Source organism: Yonghaparkia sp. Soil809, from assembly GCF_001429705.1.
GTDB lineage: Bacteria > Actinomycetota > Actinomycetes > Actinomycetales > Microbacteriaceae > Microcella.
Map to the genome: position 1 here is coordinate 1,185,686 of NZ_LMSV01000001.1, position 13,360 is coordinate 1,199,045.

General features: G+C 71.7%; 13 protein-coding genes and 2 pseudogenes. 10 read left to right on the top strand and 5 right to left on the bottom strand.

The genetic code is table 11. The features are described from left to right. Positions 1-31: 31 nt before the first annotated feature. The 7 genes from ASG83_RS05770 (at position 32) to ASG83_RS05800 (ending at position 6,949) form a co-directional block, all read left to right on the top strand. Positions 32-565: a PH domain-containing protein gene (locus ASG83_RS05770; protein ID WP_235451361.1), complete on the top strand. Its 534-nt coding sequence runs from the start codon at positions 32-34 to the stop codon at positions 563-565. Beyond that, on the top strand, positions 562-2,175 hold the full coding sequence (locus tag ASG83_RS05775; protein WP_055858003.1) for a PH domain-containing protein: 1,614 nt from the start codon (positions 562-564) through the stop codon (positions 2,173-2,175). The genes ASG83_RS05770 and ASG83_RS05775 overlap by 4 nt, the downstream gene beginning before the upstream one ends. After that, positions 2,172-2,993, top strand: coding sequence for a Rossmann-like and DUF2520 domain-containing protein (locus ASG83_RS05780; protein WP_082599101.1), 822 nt, complete (start codon positions 2,172-2,174; stop codon positions 2,991-2,993). The genes ASG83_RS05775 and ASG83_RS05780 overlap by 4 nt, the downstream gene beginning before the upstream one ends. Continuing rightward, complete coding sequence (gene panC, locus ASG83_RS05785; RefSeq protein WP_055858005.1) at positions 2,990-3,856, top strand: pantoate--beta-alanine ligase; 867 nt, start codon at positions 2,990-2,992, stop codon at positions 3,854-3,856. The genes ASG83_RS05780 and panC overlap by 4 nt, the downstream gene beginning before the upstream one ends. 329 nt (positions 3,857-4,185) lie before the next feature. Beyond that, on the top strand, positions 4,186-5,694 hold the full coding sequence (gene lysS / locus ASG83_RS05790; protein WP_055858007.1) for a lysine--tRNA ligase: 1,509 nt from the start codon (positions 4,186-4,188) through the stop codon (positions 5,692-5,694). Positions 5,695-6,051: 357 nt separating this feature from the next. Next, a complete protein-coding gene (locus tag ASG83_RS05795; RefSeq protein WP_055858009.1) occupies positions 6,052-6,630 on the top strand; it encodes a hypothetical protein in 579 nt (192 codons plus the stop codon). A 136-nt stretch (positions 6,631-6,766) separates the two neighbouring features. Then, positions 6,767-6,949 carry a hypothetical protein gene (locus tag ASG83_RS05800; protein WP_055858011.1) on the top strand — a complete coding sequence of 61 codons (183 nt, stop codon included), beginning with the start codon at positions 6,767-6,769 and terminating at the stop codon, positions 6,947-6,949. Between the two features lie 30 nt (positions 6,950-6,979). Here the strand turns inward: ASG83_RS05800 and ASG83_RS05805 are convergent, their stop codons facing one another. The 5 genes from ASG83_RS05805 to ASG83_RS05825 form a co-directional block, all read right to left on the bottom strand. Next, positions 6,980-7,966: a pirin family protein gene (locus ASG83_RS05805; protein WP_055858018.1), complete on the bottom strand. Its 987-nt coding sequence runs from the start codon at positions 7,964-7,966 to the stop codon at positions 6,980-6,982. 297 nt (positions 7,967-8,263) lie between these two features. Next, complete coding sequence (locus ASG83_RS05810) at positions 8,264-8,497, bottom strand: helix-turn-helix transcriptional regulator (protein WP_055858019.1); 234 nt, start codon at positions 8,495-8,497, stop codon at positions 8,264-8,266. Beyond that, positions 8,497-9,216, bottom strand: a complete 720-nt coding sequence (locus tag ASG83_RS05815) for a hypothetical protein (protein WP_055858021.1) — start codon at positions 9,214-9,216, stop codon at positions 8,497-8,499. The genes ASG83_RS05810 and ASG83_RS05815 overlap by 1 nt, the downstream gene beginning before the upstream one ends. Further along, positions 9,216-9,989 carry a hypothetical protein gene (locus ASG83_RS05820; RefSeq protein ID WP_055858023.1) on the bottom strand — a complete coding sequence of 258 codons (774 nt, stop codon included), beginning with the start codon at positions 9,987-9,989 and terminating at the stop codon, positions 9,216-9,218. The genes ASG83_RS05815 and ASG83_RS05820 overlap by 1 nt, the downstream gene beginning before the upstream one ends. Beyond that, on the bottom strand, positions 9,989-10,627 hold the full coding sequence (locus ASG83_RS05825; RefSeq protein ID WP_156376693.1) for a hypothetical protein: 639 nt from the start codon (positions 10,625-10,627) through the stop codon (positions 9,989-9,991). The genes ASG83_RS05820 and ASG83_RS05825 overlap by 1 nt, the downstream gene beginning before the upstream one ends. Positions 10,628-10,836: 209 nt before the next feature. On the opposite strand from ASG83_RS05825, the gene ASG83_RS13325 reads away from it, so the two are divergent. The 3 genes and pseudogenes from ASG83_RS13325 to ASG83_RS05830 all read left to right on the top strand — a co-directional run. After that, positions 10,837-10,951, top strand: a 115-nt coding sequence (locus ASG83_RS13325) for a Clp protease N-terminal domain-containing protein (RefSeq protein WP_255358247.1), incomplete at its 3' end; no start/stop codon positions are given. A 1-nt stretch (position 10,952) separates the two neighbouring features. Continuing rightward, positions 10,953-11,196, top strand: a pseudogene (locus tag ASG83_RS13170) (Clp protease N-terminal domain-containing protein); the annotation flags it as partial. Between the two features lies 1 nt (position 11,197). Further along, positions 11,198-13,334 (top strand): annotated as a pseudogene (locus ASG83_RS05830) (ATP-dependent Clp protease ATP-binding subunit); the annotation flags it as partial. Positions 13,335-13,360 lie beyond the last annotated feature (26 nt).

The following is a 13,360-nucleotide window of genomic DNA, read 5'->3' on the forward strand; positions in this document are numbered from 1 at the left end:
CCGGCCGACGACCACCGGGGGAGACGCACTCGTGACCGACCAGCCGCAGGCGACCGCCGCGACCCCGATGCCGCAGGCGCCGCCCGCCGCGCTCGAGCTCGACGGCACCGACTGGCAGCGCGTCTCGCCGAAGTACATCGTCGTCGAGATCGTCGGCTACCTGATCTTCGGCGCCATCATGACGACCGCCGGGTTCATCCCCTTCTGGGTGAGCGACTGGGCGCCCGCCTCGCTGCTGGGCATCGCGCTCGGCGCGTGCTTCCTCCTCGTGATCGCGCTCACCCCGCGTCGGGTTCGCGCGATCGGCTACGCGCTCCGCGAGGACGACCTGCTGTTCCGACGAGGCATCCTGTCGCAGCGCGTGACGGCCGTGCCGTACGGGCGGATGCAGCTCGTCGACATCACCCGAGGGCCGATCGCGCGAGCGGCGGGCCTCTCCGAGCTGCGCTTCGTGACGGCCGCCGCGTCGTCGGGCATCGTCATCTCGGGGCTCCCGGCGGAGGACGCCGAGCGCCTGCGCGACCACCTCGTCGCAGTGGCCGAGACCCGCCGGGCGGGCCTGTGACCGACTTCGCCGACGGCGAGTGGCACCGCCTGCACCGCGCGACGCCGCTCTTCCGCGGCGGGATCACGGTGCTGATCCTCGCGGGAATCGTGTTCGGCAACCTGCGCGAGCGGCTCATCGAGCTGTTCGTCGGAGTCCCCGGCTACGGGCCGGGCGCGGACGGCGAGTTCTCGGGCGACCCGCTCGACTTCATCCTGCGCGAGAACCTCGTGCTCGCCGCGCTCGGCGTCGCCCTGCTCGTGCTGCTGCTCGCCGTCGGCGGCTTCTGGCTCTCGTGGCGCATGCACACCTTCCGCATCACCGACGAGGTCGTCGAGGTGCGGTCGGGCATCCTCTTCCGCACCACCCGCAAGGGCCGCCTCGACCGCATCCAGGGCATCAACATCGCGCGCCCGTTCATCCCGCGCCTCTTCGGAGCCGCGAAGCTCGAGATCTCCGTCGCCGGCAACGACGCGAACGTGCCGCTGTCGTACCTGACGTCCCGTGACGCGGATGCCCTCCGCCGCGAGATCCTGCTCCTCGCGTCCGGCGCGCGCCGGTCCGCGATCGCGGGCGACGCCGAGGCAGGGCCCGAGCATCCCGGCCCCGGCCCCGGCGTCGGCGTCGGCGCCGGGCAGGGACCCGGTGGCGTCGGCGCCCTGCTGGAGGACCGCGCGCGCGAGTTCCTCGCTCCCGAGCTCGACCCGGCGCTCGCGCCACCGGAGGCCGTGCTGCGCATGAACCCGGGGCGGCTCATCGGCTCGACCGTCCTGAGCGACGCCATGCTGTTCCTCCTGATCGCGGGGGTCGGCCTCGCGATCGCGGTCGGCATCACGGGCGACACGCTGCTGCTCATCGGCTTCCTGCCGGCCCTCCTCGGCGTCGGCGGCTTCCTCGTCTCGCGCATCACGCGCTCGCTGCGCTACTCGATCGCCTCGACGCCCGACGGCGTGCGCGTCGGGTTCGGGCTCCTGTCGACCTCGAACGAGACGCTGCCCCCGGGCCGCATCCACTCGGTGCGCGTCAACCAGCCGCTGCTGTGGCGTCCGCTCGGGTGGTGGCAGATCGCGGTGAACCGCGCATCCCGCTCATCGCAGCAGGGGGCCGCGGGCCAGCAGCAGACGACGATCCTCCCGGTCGGCAACCTCGACGACGTGCGCACGGTGCTGCGACTGCTGCTCCCCGACGTCGCGACCGACGAGGCGATGCCGCTGCTCGAGCGGGGCATGCTCTCGCCGGGCGGCGAGGACGGCTTCACGAACTCGCCCCGTCGCGCGCGGGCGCTGCGCTGGTTCTCGCAGCCGCGCAACGGCTTCGCGATGACGGAGTCGGGGGTGCTGCTGCGGACGGGCGCGATCTGGCGCTCGCTCACGATCGTGCCCTTCCCGCGCATGCAGAGCGTGAGCGTGCGGCAGGGCCCCGTGCTGCGGCCGCTGCGACTGGCGGCGGTGCACGTGCACACGGTGTCCGGGCCGATCACGCCGGCGCTCGGGGCGATCGACCGGGAAGCGGCGCTCGGCCTGTTCGCGGCGGTCGCCGAGGCCGCCATCCGCACGGCGACCGTCGACACGACGCACCGCTGGCGCGCGAGCACTGCGGCCCCGCTCACGGTCGACGGGAGCGACGCGTGACCCACCGCGACGGACGCCTCGGCGTCGGCATCATTGGCGCGGGTCGCGTCGGCCCCGTCCTCGGCGCCGCCCTCGCCGGCGCCGGCCACGCGATCACGGGCATCTCGGCGAGCACCGACGACGAGCGCGAGCGCGCCGCGAGCATCCTCCCCGGAGTCCCTCACCTCGAGGTGCCGGCGATCGTCGAGCGCAGCGAGCTCGTCATCCTCGCCGTGCCCGACGACCAGCTGCCCGGACTCGTCTCGGGGCTCGCGGCCCTCGGCGTGTGGCAGCCGGGCCAGCTCGTCATGCACACCTCGGCGGCGCACGGCGTGCGGGTGCTCGACCCCGCGCGGCCCGCGGGCATCATCCCTCTGGCCGTGCATCCGGCCCTCGCCTTCACCGGCACGTCGATCGATCTCGTGCGCCTGCGCGAGGCCTGGTGCGCGGTGACCGCGCCGAGCCCCGTGCTGCCGATCGCGCAGGCCCTCGTCGTCGAGATGGGCGCCGAGCCGATCATCGTCTCGGAGGAGCACCGCGCCGCCTACGCCGACGCCATCCAGTCGGCCTCCGACTTCTCGACCGCGATCGTCGCGCAGGCGATGGGCGCCCTGCGCGACATCGGCGTCGACGAGCCGGGCCGCGTGCTCGGCGCGGTCGTGCGCTCGGCGGTCGAGAACGCGCTGCGGTCCGCGGCCGTCGATAGCATCGACCTCGCGGCGCTCGCCGATGCGGGGGCGGATGCTCCCGCCGAAGCCGATCCGCGCGACGACCGCCCGCGCGGCCGCACCGACGACCGCCCCGACCGCCCCGACCCCCTCGACCCCGGAGCCGCATGAGCCGCACGCCGCCGCCCGTCGACACCACGATCGACGGCCTGCGCGCCCGGCTGGACGCCGAGCGCGCCGCGGGCCGGACCGTCGCGCTCGTGCCGACCATGGGGTCGCTCCACGAGGGGCACCTCGCGCTCGTCGACCGCGCGGCGGCGCTCGCCGATGCGGTCGTCGTGTCGATCTTCGTGAACCCGCTGCAGTTCGGGCCCTCGGAGGACTACGACCGCTACCCGCGCGATCTGACGGCCGACCTCGCCGCGCTCACCGACCGCGGGGTCGCCGTCGTCTTCGCGCCGACCGTCGCCGAGATGTACCCGCGCGGACCCATCGGCACGCGCGTCTCGGCCGGAGCGGTCGGTGAGATCCTCGACGGAGCCTCCCGACCCGGCCACTTCGACGGCATGCTCACGGTCGTCGCGAAGCTCCTGCTCATCGCCGCCCCCGACGTCGCCGTCTTCGGCGAGAAGGATGCGCAGCAGGTCTTCCTCGTGCAGCGCATGGTGCGCGACCTCGACGTGCCGACGCGCATCGACGTCGTCGAGACCGTGCGGGCTTCGGATGGTCTCGCGCTCTCGAGTCGCAACGCGTACCTGTCGCCCGAGCAGCGGACGGCGGCGCTCGCGCTGCCGAGCGCCCTCGCAGCCGCACGCGCCGCAGCGATCGCCGGTGCCGGGCTGCCGACCGCGCTCGAGGCCGCGCTCGCGGTGCTCGACGCCGAGCCGCTGCTCGAGCTCGACTACGTCGCCGTCGTCGACCCGGAAACCTTCCAGCCCGCCGAGCCCGGCCACACCGGAGCCGCACGCGCCCTCGTCGCCGCGCGCGTCGGCTCGACCCGCCTCATCGACACGCAGCTGCTGCACCTCGCCTGACGCGCGACCCCGCGCGAGCATCCGCCCGCCGCCTGTGTCGCCCGCGTCGCCCGCGCTGCCCTCGAACCGATTGCAGTCGATCCGACGTGACGCTCGCCTGCAGCCCGCTGACCCGCCCCTCGCAGCGATCCGGGGACTGCATTCGGTATCGGTCGCGCCGAGACCATGCGCAGCTCAGGAACGTCGCTCCCTCCAACGGCGACCTTCCGCGCCGCCGGCTCCTGCGGAGACCCGACCTTCCTGAGTTGCGCACCCCCGTGCGCGCCCACCGCCCCGGCCGGGCTCCCGCGCGCCCGCCGGTAGGCTGAACTGCTGAACCGAGGAGCCTCATGACCGACACCACGCCCGCGCCCGACGCCGCTGAGCCGACCGTCGCCGAGATCGCCGAGCAGAAGCAGGTGCGCCTCGACAAGCGCGAGCGGATGCTCGCCGCAGGTATCGACGCCTACCCCGTCGGCCTGCCGATCACCGACACGATCCCGGCCGTGCGCGAGCGGCACCCCGACCTCGAGCCCGACACGGTCACGGGCGAGCGCGTCGCCCTGGCCGGTCGCGTCGTCTTCTCGCGCATCACGGGCAAGCTCTGCTTCGCGACGCTGCAGTCCGGCGACGGCAGCCGCATCCAGGTGATGGTGTCGCTCGCCGAGGTGGGCGACGACGAGCTCGCCCGCTGGAAGGAGTTCGTCGACCTCGGCGACCACGTCTTCGTCGAGGGCGAGGTCATCACCAGTCGCCGCGGCGAGCTCAGCATCATGGTCCGCAGCTGGGCGATCGCGGCGAAGGCGATCCTCCCGCTGCCGAACCTGCACAACGAGCTCAACGAGGAGACCCGGGTCCGCCAGCGCTACCTCGACCTGATCGTTCGCGAGCAGGCGCGCAAGACGGTCCGCGCCCGGGCGCTCGCCGTCGGCAGCCTGCGCCGGACGTTCGCCGATCACGGCTACCTCGAGGTCGAGACGCCGATGCTGCAGACGATGCACGGCGGAGCATCCGCCCGCCCCTTCACGACGCATTCGAACGCATTCGACACCGAGCTGTTCCTGCGCATCGCGCCCGAGCTGTTCCTCAAGCGCGCGGTCGTGGGCGGCATCGAGCGCGTGTTCGAAATCAACCGCAACTTCCGCAACGAGGGCGCCGACTCCACGCACAGCCCCGAGTTCGCGATGCTCGAGGCGTACCAGGCGTACGGCGACTACCACCAGATGGCCGACCTGACGCAGGAGATGATCCAGAACGCGGCCGTCGCGATTTCGGGCTCGCACGTCGTCACGTGGGCCGACGGCACCGAGTACGACCTCGGCGGCGAGTGGGATCGCCTCAGCATGTACGACTCGCTGAGCGCCGCCGCGGGCGTCCAGATCACGCCCGAGACGCCGATGGCCGAGCTCAAGAGGCTCGCCGACGCCGTCGAGATCGAGATCGACCACCCGCTGCCGGGCAAGTTCGTCGAAGAGCTGTGGGAGCACTTCGTGAAGGGCGACCTCGTGCGCCCGACCTTCGTCATGGACTTCCCCGTCGACACGAGCCCGCTCGTGCGCGAGCACCGCAGCCTGCCGGGCCGCGTCGAGAAGTGGGACCTCTACGTGCGCGGCTTCGAGCTCGCGACGGCGTACTCCGAGCTCGTCGACCCGGTCATCCAGCGCGAGCGCTTCGTCGCGCAGGCGACCCTCGCGGCGGGCGGCGACCCCGAGGCGATGCGCCTCGACGAGGCCTTCCTCACCGCCCTCGAGCACGGGATGCCCCCGAGCGGCGGCATGGGCATGGGCATCGATCGCCTGCTCATGGCGCTGACCGGGCTCGGCATCCGCGAGACGATCCTCTTCCCGCTGGTCAAGTAGCCGGAGACCCCCATGGCCGACAAGAACGAGCTCCCCCTCCCCGGCGACGCCGAGCGGAAGAAGCGCGAGATCCCGCCGATGCGCCTGGCGATCTGGCTGATCGCCGGCGGGNGCCACACGAGCCACACCGCCCTCACCGCCCACTCCAGCCACAACATGTAGCGGTCGCCTCCGGGCCGTGACCCCCTATCTGGGGCGAGCATGCCGGCCCGCGGCGTCCGTACCATGAGGGTGCTCGCAGAACCGCGACCGGCCACCCACCGGACACCCGCGCGGCTCTGACGCACCACACCCGATACGACGCCGACGGCCCGCCCCACGAGTCGTCGACCTCGCCTGACCCGAAGGCGAACCCCCGTGAAGCACACCCATGCCGTCACGCACAGCCTCATCACGGCTGCGCTCTCGACGAGCCTCATCCTCGTCGCCTCGCCCGGCATCGCCGCCGACGCGCTGCGCATCACGACCCCCGTCTCCGGGACCATCGTCTCGGGCGAGCTCTACATCGCCGGCACGATCGCCGGCGACGGCGAGCACGAGCTCACCCTGCAGCTCGCACCGCAGCAGCTCGGCGAGTGCGGCAGCGCCGTCGCCTCGACGACCACGACCGTCTCCGCCCGCGACGGCTTCAGCGCCCTCGTCGACACCCTCACCGTCGCCGACGGAACGTACTGCCTCGTCGCGGTCGCCGACCGCGGCCGGCTGTCGGATGTCCAGGCCGACATCCGCATCGACAACGAGATCCTGCGCGGCTTCATCCAGCTCCCCACCGAGTCCCTCCCCGAACCGACCGACGGAGCCTCGGCCATCGAGGCCGCGGTGCCCGCCGAGTCGGGCCCGGTCATCGCGGTCGCGGCCTTCGCCCTCGCCGGCATCCTCGCTCTCGGCGTCGCGGTGTACGGCATCGCTTCCGGCCGGAGGCTCATGCGCCCCTAGCTCGATCGACGGGAGCCCGATCGCTTTACCCCCGATGCGCGATCCGGCTCCGCCGGCCGGGTCGTCGTCCGACCCCCCCAACGGATGACGACCCGGCGGCACCTTCTTCCGAGCCGGCGCGACGTATCCTGGTGTCGTGGACGACTTCTGGACGAACGCGGTGTTCTCGATCACACCGACGATCGTCGTCGGCCTGATCTTCTGGTTCGCGATGCGTGCGATCATCCGTGCCGACCGCGCCGAGCGCCAGGCCTACAGCGACATCGAGGCCGAGGAGCGCGCGCGCTTCGAGAAGCTCCACGCCGACCCGCACGAGTAGCGCGCGCGGAGCATCCGTCGTCGTTCGCCCCTACGCGGGCGGCTGCCGACGGGGCCTGAGGCGGATGCCCGGCAGCGTCGGTGCCGGAAGCGCCGACCCCGGCCACCTCTCGACCCGGCCGAAGGTATCGGCCGGCGCCGTGCCGTCGATCACCTCGGACTGCCACGCGGCGCGGAAGCCGACGATCTCGTCGTGGTCGCGGCCGATGAAGTTCCACCACATGACGATCGGCTCGCCGAGCGGCTCGCCGCCGATGAGCAGCCCCCGCAGGGGAGCATCGCCCGCGGAGACCCGCAGCGTCGACCGACCCGTGGGCGTGAACGCGAGGTGCGCCGTCGGGATGGCGACGTCGTCGATCGTCGCGACGCCGGCATCCACGAGCAGGCCGTGCTCGAAGCGCCGGTCGACGGGCAGCTCGACGCTCGCGCCGGCAGGCAGGTCGAGCTGGGCGGCGACGAGCGGGCTGAAGACGCGAGCGGCGGCCTCGGCGATGCCGGTGAGCGCGCCGATGAACACGCGCACGGTAGCGGCGCCGACCTCGACCGGCCGCGGCTCGGTGTGCTCGAGGAACGGGGTCGTGCGCCGGTCGGCGTCGGGCAGCGCGACCCACAGCTGGGCGCCGTGCAGGCGCGTGGTCGCGGGGGTTGAGACCTCGCTGTGCTGGATCCCCCTGCCCGCGGTCATGAGGTTGAGCTCGCCGGGGCGCACGAGCTGGTGGGCCCCGGTGGAGTCGCGGTGCTCGATCTCACCCTCGAACAGCCAGCTCACCGTCTGCAGCCCCGTGTGCGGATGCGGCGGCACGACCATGCCGCCCGTCTCTGCGACGTCATCGGGGCCGTAGTGGTCGACGAAGCACCAGGCGCCGATGAGGCTGCGCCCGCGCTGGGGGAGCGTGCGGCGCACGGTCATCGCGCGGGGCCCGCCGAGCGGCACCTCGCGCGGTTCGAGCACGAGGATGCTCGGCGCCGGCTGCTCGTCGCACACGAGCTCGGCGGGCTCGGGCTCGAGGTTGCTCATGCCGTCACCCTACGTCGGCGGTGGGGCTGGCGCCTCGCCGGCCGCGGTTGCCCGGCCGCGGTTGCCCGGCGGCGCCTGCCTGGCGGCGGCTGCTCGGCGGCGCCTGCCCGCCGCAGCTGCCGCGCCGCAGCTGCCGCGCCGCAGCTGCCCGCCACCGCCCCGCCGCCGGGCGTGCACTAATTCCGGAGATCCGTCGTCGCGGTCCCGTCCGCCCGCGCCTCGACAGGCCGCGTCCTCCGGAACTCCGGAGTCAGTGCACGCCCGGCAGCGCCCGGCGACCGCACGCCGGGCAAGGGCTCAGCGCTCGACGACGAGCAGGTCGCCGACCTCGCAATCGAGCGCCTCGCAGATCGCCCGCAGCGTCGAGAACCGGATCGCCCGAGCGCGGTCGTTCTTCAGCACCGACAGATTGACGAGGCTCACGCCGACGAGCTCGCTCAACCGGGTGAGGGTGAGCCCGCGCTCCTCGAGCAGCTCGTCGAGCCGGCAGTGGATGCCCGTCTCATCATCATCGGACGCCGCCGGCGCCATCACACGAGCCCCGCCGTCTCGCGCTGCAGCCGCTCGCCGCTGCGCACGAGCCCGGCCACGACGACGAGAGCGAGTCCGACTCCGAGGGGCCAGAGGTCGAACGTCAGCGACGGGGGAACGGCGATGCCGTCGCCGAGCGCCTCCGGCGAGAGCGCGAACAGCTGCTCGTGAGCGAGCGTCCCGGCGATGCTCGAGGCGATCTGGCCCGTGATCCCGCCGATGGCGAGGGTGATTCCGGCGATGACGAGAAGCCGGCTCAGTCGGGGCGTGAAGGGGGTGTCGGAGATCGACTGGCGCGCGAAGCGGGCGACCACGAGCAGCAGCGTCACTGCGACCGCGCCCTCGATCAGCGTGCCTGCGGCGAGCCAGATCCGGGCCGCGGCGCCGAGCCCGTCGACGGTGAGGGCGGTAGGCGCCGAGACGACGGCGTCGGTGAGGCTGCCGGCAGGGTCGGCGCGGAGGTCGGCGGGGGTCTGCTCAACCCTGAGTGTGACGGGGATCTCGAGCGTCACCCAGCTCGTGGGGATGAGCGACTGCGCGACGCCGATCACCGTACCCAGAGCCACCACCGCGACTCCGACGAGGCATGCGGCGGCGACGAGTCGCGGCAGCAGCGGTCGTCGAGCCTCGACAGACTCCCGCCGTGGTGAGAGCACCCCGACGACGACGGCGACGCCGACGAGCACGGGGACGATGAGGAGCAGGACTGACAGGTCCATCAGACGAGCCCCGCCGTCTCGCGCTCGAGCCGCACCCCTCGCCGCAGGAGCACGCCGACGAGCAGCACCCCGACGCCGGCGGCGATGTGAGTGACGTCGAGGGGCCCCGGTCCGATCCAGCCGCCGAGCTCGGTTCCGGCGAGCAGCTCGTGCCGGGCAAGACTCACGCCGTAGCCATGCAGGACCTGCGAGGCCGAGCCGATCGCGACAAGTGAGACACCGACCACCGTGGCAGTGCGGGCGAGCTCGGGCGCGAAGCCCTCGTTCTTCTCGATCCGCGAAGCGAGCGACGCGATGCCGAAAGCAACGATCGCATGCAGCACCGGGGCGAGAAGCATCGGCGCGACGTACAGGAGCTCGGTCCCGAGACTGAGCCCTGCGCCCGGGATTGAGATCTCGGTGAAGTATCCCGAGCCGATGAGCTGACCATCGAATACGGGCGGTCGAAGAACCGACTCGGGAATCACTGACGCGGGCGAGATGGGCACCGGCAGCGTCAGCGCGCTGGAGCCTGGGGCGCCTTGAACTCTGCTGGTCGTCATCGAAATCGTCACGACGAGCCCGATGAATGCTGCGAAAGAGGCACCCAGCCCGTAGATGAAGGCGAGCATGCCGATGACACGTGCGGCTGGAGCGCCGGAGGGCTCGCCGCCCGCGGCGGCTATGGCCGCGCGAATTCGCCGCCTACGGATCGTGACCGTCACGATGATCACGGCGAGTGCGACGAGCGGGATCGCCGCGTACGCGATGTTCCAGAGAAGAATCGCGTCCATCAGACGAGCCCCGCCGTCTCGCGCTGCAGCCGCGCTCCCGCGCGGAAGACGAACGCGAGCGCCAGCACCGCGACTCCGACCACGACCGGCACGGGGTCGAACGCGAAGCCGACAGCGAGCTGCTCCGATCCGGCCGCGGCGTTGAGCTCGTCGGCCGCCATCATTCGGCCGAGCCCGCCGAGCGCCGAGGCGGCGAGCATCCCGATTGCGAGCGCCGAGCCGACCGCCACCATGAGCCCGGGCATCGCGCGGTGGAACGCGTCGCCTCGCGCGATCGCCCGCAGCGCGAACGCGATGACACCGGCGACGACCGCGCCGACCAGATTCGTGAGACCCGCCTCGGCGAGCAGCAGCCCGAAGGCTCCACCGCTCACGTCGCCCGCATCGACCAGCACGAGATAGCTCTGGGCGATGAGCGGGGGGATGCCGTCGGCGTCGCCGACGGTCACGGCCCCTGCCGCGAGAAGCTCCACCTCGACCGGCTCTCCCCCGACGAGCGGGAGCAGCACCGCCAGCATGGCGCCGATGGCCCATACGGCGCTCGCGGTGAGCGCGAGCGCCGCGACGAACCGGAGCGCGGTCGCGTCTCGACTGGCGACGACGGGCGGTGGGACGGATGGGGCGGACGAGGTCGGCATGAGCATCCTTATCGATGATCGTTAATAACGAATATCGATACGGTACTGGCGAATGCCCAATCGAGCAAGAGTCGATTCCGGCCCGGTGAGCGCACGCCCCGGAATCCCGCACGCCTACGGCGAACAGGGGCAGTTTTCCCCACCACCCCTGGTTACCCTCGATAGCAACCGGGGCCCCGTCAGCGCCCCGGCGCCTGAGGAGGTATCCGATGTTCGAACGCTTCACCGACCGTGCCCGTCGCGTGGTGGTCCTGGCCCAGGAAGAGGCCAAGATGCTCAACCACAACTACATCGGCACCGAGCACATCCTCCTCGGCCTCATCCNACGAGGGTGAGGGAGTAGCCGCGAAGGCGCTCGAGTCGCTCAGCATCTCGCTCGACGCCGTGCGCGAGCAGGTCCAGGACATCATCGGCCAGGGTCAGCAGCAGCCGACCGGGCACATCCCCTTCACGCCGCGCGCGAAGAAGGTGCTCGAGCTGAGCCTGCGCGAGGCGCTGCAGCTCGGCCACAACTACATCGGCACCGAGCACATCCTCCTCGGCCTCATCCGCGAGGGCGAGGGCGTCGCNCGCCCAGGTGCTCGTCAAGCTCGGCGCCGACCTCAACCGCGTGCGCCAGCAGGTCATCCAGCTGCTGTCGGGCTACCAGGGCAAGGAGGCCGTCGCCGTCGGCGGCGACACCCCGAGCGCCGACAAGGGCTCGCAGGTGCTCGACCAGTTCGGCCGCAACCTCACGCAGGCCGCGCGCGACGGAAAGCTCGACCCCGTCATCGGCCGCGAGAAGGAGGCCGAGCGGGTCATGCAGATCCTCTCGCGCCGCTCCAAGAACAACCCCGTCCTGATCGGCGAGCCCGGCGTCGGCAAGACCGCCGTCGTCGAGGGCCTCGCCCAGGCGATCGTCAAGGGCGAGGTGCCCGAGACGCTGAAGGACAAGCAGCTCTACTCGCTCGACCTCGGCTCGCTCATCGCCGGCTCGCGCTACCGCGGCGACTTCGAGGAGCGCCTGAAGAAGGTCACGAAGGAGATCCGCACGCGCGGCGACATCATCGTCTTCATCGACGAGATCCACACCCTCGTGGGTGCGGGTGCCGCCGAGGGCGCGATCGATGCGGCGAGCATCCTCAAGCCGCTGCTGGCGCGCGGTGAGCTCCAGACGATCGGCGCGACCACGCTCGATGAGTACCGCAAGCACTTCGAGAAGGATGCCGCTCTCGAGCGTCGCTTCCAGCCGGTCCAGGTGCAGGAGCCGTCGCTGCCGCACGCGATCAACATCCTCAAGGGGCTTCGCGACAAGTACGAGGCGTTCCACAAGGTCTCGATCACCGACGGCGCGATCGTCTCGGCCGTGAACCTGGCCGACCGCTACGTGCAGGATCGCTTCCTGCCCGACAAGGCGATCGACCTGATCGACGAGGCCGGCGCTCGGCTGCGACTGTCGATCCTGTCGGCACCGCCTGAGCTGCGCGAGTTCGACGAGAAGATCGCCGGCGTGCGCTCCGAGAAGGAGCTCGCGATCGAGAACCAGGACTTCGAGAAGGCCGCCAGCCTGCGCGACGACGAGAAGAAGCTGCTCGGCGAGCGGCTGCGCCTCGAGAAGCAGTGGCGTTCGGGCGAGGCCGGCGTCGGCGGCACCGTCGACGAGGGCGTCATCGCCGAGGTGCTCGCGCAGGCCACGGGCATCCCCGTCTTCAAGCTCACGGAGGAGGAGTCGAGCCGCCTCATCTTCATGGAGAAGGCCCTGCACCAGCGGGTCATCGGCCAGGAGGAGGCCATCTCCGTCCTCGCCAAGACGATCCGCCGCACCCGTGCGGGCCTCAAGGACCCGAAGCGCCCTTCGGGCTCGTTCATCTTCGCCGGCCCCACGGGCGTCGGGAAGACCGAGCTCGCGAAGGCGCTCGCCGAGTTCCTCTTCGACGACGAGGGCGCGCTCATCGCGCTCGACATGTCGGAGTACGGCGAGAAGCACACCGTCTCGCGACTGTTCGGCGCCCCTCCCGGATTCGTCGGATTCGAGGAGGGCGGCCAGCTCACCGAGAAGGTGCGCCGCAAGCCGTTCAGCGTCGTGCTCTTCGACGAGATCGAGAAGGCGCACCCGGACATCTTCAACTCGCTGCTGCAGGTGCTGGAGGAGGGGCGCCTGACCGACGGTCAGGGCCGCGTCGTCGACTTCAAGAACACGGTCATCATCATGACGACCAACCTCGGCACGAAGGACATCACGGGCGGCCCGGTCGGCTTCACGCTCGAGGGCAACACGGCCGCGACCTACAGCGCCATGCGCGCGAAGGTCGTGGAGGAGCTGAAGAAGCACTTCAAGCCCGAGTTCCTCAACCGCGTCGACGAGACGATCGTCTTCCCGCAGCTGAACCAGGACGAGCTGCTGCAGATCGTCGACCTGTTCATCAAGCGCCTGCGCGACCGCATGATGGACCGCGACCTGACCATCAACGTCAGCGACTCGGCGAAGGCTCAGCTCATCAAGCTCGGCTGGGACCCGTCGCTCGGTGCTCGCCCCCTGCGCCGCGCGGTGCAGCACGAGATCGAGGACCGCCTGTCCGAGGAGATCCTGCACGGTCGCCTCAACGGCGGCGACCACGTCGAGGTCGACTTCGTCGACGGCGAGTTCACCTTCGTCACCACGCAGAAGGAGCTCGCGGCGGTCGAGGCCGGCCCCGCGGTCGCCGGCGAGCTGCCGCCCGTCGAGTAGCCGCGCGCACCACGACCGACGCCCCG

Bases quoted from the DNA above. Each gene is read 5' to 3' on its own strand.
- panC (WP_055858005.1), top strand. From the start codon at position 2,990: ATGAGCCGCACGCCGCCGCCCGTCGACACCACGATCGACGGCCTGCGC.
- lysS (WP_055858007.1), top strand. From the start codon at position 4,186: ATGACCGACACCACGCCCGCGCCCGACGCCGCTGAGCCGACCGTCGCC.
- ASG83_RS05805 (WP_055858018.1), bottom strand. From the start codon at position 7,966: ATGAGCAACCTCGAGCCCGAGCCCGCCGAGCTCGTGTGCGACGAGCAG.
- ASG83_RS05810 (WP_055858019.1), bottom strand. From the start codon at position 8,497: ATGGCGCCGGCGGCGTCCGATGATGATGAGACGGGCATCCACTGCCGG.
- ASG83_RS05815 (WP_055858021.1), bottom strand. From the start codon at position 9,216: ATGGACCTGTCAGTCCTGCTCCTCATCGTCCCCGTGCTCGTCGGCGTC.
- ASG83_RS05820 (WP_055858023.1), bottom strand. From the start codon at position 9,989: ATGGACGCGATTCTTCTCTGGAACATCGCGTACGCGGCGATCCCGCTC.
- ASG83_RS05825 (WP_156376693.1), bottom strand. From the start codon at position 10,627: ATGCCGACCTCGTCCGCCCCATCCGTCCCACCGCCCGTCGTCGCCAGT.